The organism is Pseudomonas sp. NPDC087817, assembly GCF_044742875.1.
GTDB lineage: Bacteria > Pseudomonadota > Gammaproteobacteria > Pseudomonadales > Pseudomonadaceae > Aquipseudomonas.
The window spans coordinates 1-2504 of sequence record NZ_JBIUVJ010000157.1 but is presented as its reverse complement, the minus strand read 5'-3'; the positions used below and the strand labels follow the sequence as shown (position 1 = coordinate 2504).

Here is a 2504-nt window from a genome sequence, read left to right as displayed (position 1 = left end):
CAGGCGACCAATGCTCGTCCACGGCAGACCGAAGTTCAATTCCGGCCAGACCAGTTGCGAGGCGATGAAGACACCGAGCCCCCTGCCAAGGATCCCCCAGACCACCGTCATGATGGCGAACTGGCGGACTACCTTATAGTTATAAGCAGTCGGACTGATTGCTGTGCTCATTCTAAGGTTCCACGGTGTGGGTGTTTGAGTAGGATTAAAATCGGCCGCAAGTATGCAGAGAGCAGGGGGTCATTGCAACGCGCCATGACCTGGGTCAATGCTTTCCAACGCTGATTCTGCGGCCTTTCCATGCGCCGCGTAAGGTCAAAATTGGCCTCGGACAAAATGTCGCAGCGGACGAAAAAAGCGAGGGGTTCAGGTCGCTTGTAACGGGGTGTGTTCAAACGGCCTGTTCGGGTGACGGACGGCAAATGGCACGACAGCCGGTATCTACCGGCGTTTGCGGCCACGTCAGTCAGCCGGTTCGGAGAACACAGCGGTTAGCGTTGACCTGGAACCGGCACGAGCCAGTCCGCATCGACCAAGCGTAGACCCGAATCCGGGGAACCGAAAGGAGAGGGTAAAAAGGGGTGCGACAATGCGTCGCAAAGAGGCTGGATGCTGCCGCACCGAGAAAGGTGCGGCAGATGTTGCGCAATGCTTATTGTTTATTGTCTTCAGTAATAAGTTTTTCTGTATTCAATCCGTGAGACAGGCTGTACACATAAGCGGCCAGCAATTGCACTTTATCGTTACCCAGCAGTTCGTTCTGCGCCGGCATGTGGCCCTGACGACCATGGCGGATGGTCTGCTCAAGCTGCGTCAGGCTGGTGCCATAGATAAATCCGGCCGGGTGCGTCAGATTCGGTGCGCCCATGGCTTCAGTGCCGTGGCCGGTGGCCCCATGACAGGCTGTGCAAGTGGTGCTGAACGCTTGTTGTCCGGCTTGCAGATCAGCCTTGTTGTCCGCTGGCAGCGGCAGGCCGGCCAGTTCGTGACGCACGTAGGCGGCGACGTTCTTCACCCCGGCCTCACCGAGCACTTCGCCCCAGGCCGGCATCGCCGCCATCCGGCCACCCATGATGGTGGTCTTGATGGTCTCGGCGTCGCCGCCCCAGCGCCAGTCGCTGTCAGCCAGGTTAGGGAAACCGAACGCGCCTTTGGCGTCCGAGCCGTGGCACACCGAGCAGTTTGAGGCGAACAGACGACCGCCCATTTTCAGCGCCTGCGGATCCTTCGCCACTTCCTCTACCGGCATGGCGGCGAACTTGGCGAAGATCGGCCCGAACTTGGCGTCGGCCTTGTTCATTTCCTTTTCCCACTCGTGGACGCCGGTCCAGCCGTCCTCGTAACCGGGCAGGATGCCTTTCCAGTTACCGAGGCCCGGATACAGGATCAGATAGCCCACGGAAAACACCAGCGTGCCGGCGAACAGCATGAACCACCACTGCGGCAGCGGGTTGTCGTACTCCTCGATGCCGTCAAAGCTGTGGCCCATGGTCTGGTCGACACTGCCCTTGGTCTCGCCCCGGCGGGTGCCGACCAGCAGCCATGTCAGGCCGATCAGGCTGCCGATGGTCAGTACGCAGATCCACGTACTCCAGAAGGTGGTCATGGCCGGGTACTCCTTGGTTCAGATACTGGGGTTGTGTCGGGTAGCGGTTCGTCGGCGAATGGCAGCAATCGCGCTTCGGCAAATTCCGGGGTGCGCTTGCGGTTGAACACCCACAGCGTCAGCCCGACGAAGGCGACGAACACCACGACCGTGCCGAGGCCGCGAATCAGGCCTGCACTCATTTCAATGACCATGGCTCACCTCTTGCTCTTGATCGCAGTGCCGAGCACTTGCAGGTAGGAGACGAGGGCGTCCATTTCGGTCTTGCCCTTGAGGCTGGCCACCGCGCCGTTGATGTCGTCGTCGGTGTACGGCACGCCGAGGGTGCGCATGGTCTTGAGCTTGGTTTCGGTGTGGCTGCTGTCGACCGCTTGCGTGACCAGCCATGGATAGGCCGGCATTTTCGACTCAGGCACGACGTTGCGCGGGTTGTACAAGTGCGCGCGGTGCCAGTCATCCGAGTAGCGCGCGCCGACCCGGGCCAAATCCGGACCGGTGCGTTTCGAACCCCACAGGAATGGGTGATCCCAGACGCTTTCACCGGCCACCGAGTAGTGCCCGTAGCGCTCGGTTTCGGCGCGGAACGGCCGGATCATCTGCGAATGGCAACCGACGCAGCCTTCGCGGATATAGATGTCGCGGCCTTCCAGTTGCAGCGCGGTGTAGGGCTTCATGCCTTCCACCGGTTTGTTGGTGACGTCCTGGAAGAACAGCGGGACGATCTGGGTCAGGCCGCCGATGCTCACGGCGAACACCATGAGCAACATCAACAGGCCGACGTTTTTTTCAATCGTGTCGTGTTTCATGGCGGACTCCTCAGGCCATCTGCGCGGCGGCAACGACGTCAGCAGGCTGCGAGGCCCGCACGGTGCGCCAGGTGTTGTAAGCCATCAGGAAC

General features: G+C 60.7%; 3 protein-coding genes and 1 pseudogene. All 4 read right to left on the bottom strand.

Going from position 1 to position 2504, the window contains the following annotated elements; translation table 11 throughout:
• Positions 1-171, bottom strand: a pseudogene (locus ACIONG_RS30305) (cytochrome C oxidase Cbb3); the annotation flags it as partial.
• A 481-nt stretch (positions 172-652) separates the two neighbouring features.
• Positions 653-1606, bottom strand: coding sequence for a cytochrome-c oxidase, cbb3-type subunit III (gene ccoP / locus ACIONG_RS30300; protein ID WP_103303918.1), 954 nt, complete (start codon positions 1604-1606; stop codon positions 653-655).
• Entirely contained in the window at positions 1603-1800 is a 198-nt protein-coding gene (locus tag ACIONG_RS30295) for a cbb3-type cytochrome c oxidase subunit 3 (protein WP_095189482.1), read from the bottom strand. Before ACIONG_RS30295 ends, ccoP begins: the two co-directional genes overlap by 4 nt.
• Positions 1801-1803: 3 nt before the next feature.
• Positions 1804-2412 carry a cytochrome-c oxidase, cbb3-type subunit II gene (gene ccoO / locus ACIONG_RS30290; RefSeq protein WP_401304688.1) on the bottom strand — a complete coding sequence of 203 codons (609 nt, stop codon included), beginning with the start codon at positions 2410-2412 and terminating at the stop codon, positions 1804-1806.
• Between the last annotated feature and the right edge of the window lie 92 nt (positions 2413-2504).

Coding starts and splice junctions, on each gene's coding strand:
- ccoP (WP_103303918.1), bottom strand. CDS start 1,606: ATGACCACCTTCTGGAGTACGTGGATCTGCGTACTGACCATCGGCAGC.
- ccoO (WP_401304688.1), bottom strand. CDS start 2,412: ATGAAACACGACACGATTGAAAAAAACGTCGGCCTGTTGATGTTGCTC.
- ACIONG_RS30295 (WP_095189482.1), bottom strand. CDS start 1,800: ATGGTCATTGAAATGAGTGCAGGCCTGATTCGCGGCCTCGGCACGGTC.